This is a genomic window from Enterobacter sp. 01-M-03-SI-ECC (assembly GCF_047530215.1).
Classification (GTDB): domain Bacteria; phylum Pseudomonadota; class Gammaproteobacteria; order Enterobacterales; family Enterobacteriaceae; genus Enterobacter; species Enterobacter chengduensis.
Map to the genome: position 1 here is coordinate 1 of NZ_JBLKDA010000097.1, position 975 is coordinate 975.

At 52.8% G+C, this 975-nt stretch carries 1 protein-coding gene; it reads right to left on the minus strand.

The features are described 5' to 3' along the window. Positions 1-46: 46 nt before the first annotated feature. The gene (locus tag ACMWKK_RS26220; protein WP_007901308.1) at positions 47-970 is read right to left on the minus strand and encodes an IS5 family transposase; all 924 of its coding nucleotides are present in this window, start codon (positions 968-970) and stop codon (positions 47-49) included. Positions 971-975: the final 5 nt, after the last annotated feature.

Genomic DNA, 975 nt, shown 5'->3' on the forward strand with positions numbered 1-975 from the left:
AATAAATCAGATTTCGGGTAAGTCTCCCCCGTAGCGGGTTGTGTTTTCAGGCAATACGCACGCTTTCAGGCATACCTGCTTTCGTCATTTTGTTCAGCGCTCGTACCAGGGCCATAGCCTCTGCAACCTGACCATCGTAGTCACGCAGTGTCAGTGAACCTCCGAACAGCTGTTTTACCCGGTACATCGCCGTTTCCGCTATCGAGCGACGGTTATAATCTGTTGTCCATTTCCACCGCGCATTACTCCCGGTCAGCCGCTGATTCGCAACAGCACGGTTACGGTCTGCATATTCACCGGGCCAGTAACCCGCGCCTTTTCGGGGCGGGATAAGCGCGCTGATTTTCTTACGCCGCAGTTCATCGTGACAGAGCCGGGTGTCGTAAGCGCCGTCTGCCGATGCTGCCCTGATTTTTCTGTGAGTCTGCCGGATAAGACCCGGGAAGGCTTCTGAGTCCGTCACATTGTTCAGCGACAGGTCTGCACAGATGATTTCATGTGTGTTGCTGTCAACTGCCAGATGCAACTTTCGCCAGATACGGCGGCGTTCCTGGCCATGTTTTTTGACTTTCCATTCGCCTTCACCAAAGACCTTCAGCCCGGTGGAATCAATCACCAGATGCGCGATTTCACCCCGGGTGGGCGTTTTGAAACTGACATTAACCGACTTTGCGCGCTTGCTGACACTGGTGTAATCCGGGCAGCGCAACGGAACATTCATCAGTGTAAAAATGGAATCAATAAAACCCTGTGCAGCCCGCAGGGTCAACCTGAACACGCGTTTAATGACCAGAACGGTGGTGATGGCGAGATCAGAATAGCGCTGAGGTCTTCCCCGTGATGAAGGCGTTGCCGACTCATACCAGGCCTGAATAGCTTCATCATCCAGCCAGAAAGTTATGGAGCCACGGTTGATGAGGGCTTTATTGTAGGTGGGCCAGTTGGTGATTTTGAACTTTTGCTTTGCCACGGAAC